A 306-nucleotide genomic window follows, 5' to 3' on the forward strand; every position below is an offset into this window, starting at 1 on the left:
CGGTGATCTGGATTCCTCTACCCTGTCGCCGTGCCCACCGACATCTACGGCTTCATCGAGGTTCGTCACCCGTCCGCTGGTGAGGACTGGTACGAGGGAGAGCCGTGGTCGGTGTCCATGCCCCTCTATCCGCTGTACGACGGCGGTGACTACACGGCCTTCGGTTGCCTCTTCGGCGTTCGCAACTGGCTCGGCTGGACCCCGGTCGCGGCCGGCCGCGGTCTGCCGTCCGATGTGTCGGAGCGTGTCCGTGCCGATTACGAAGACTCCGTACGAGTCGATGCCGCCGTGCACGGCTGTACGTGG

Annotated in this window: 1 protein-coding gene; it reads left to right on the plus strand. The window is 65.7% G+C overall.

From position 1 onward, the window contains the following. Positions 1-30: 30 nt before the first annotated feature. The coding region (locus ACWJ6R_RS38215) for a hypothetical protein (protein ID WP_449066829.1) at positions 31-306 on the plus strand (276 nt) is incomplete at its 3' end.

Source organism: Planomonospora algeriensis, from assembly GCF_977012225.1.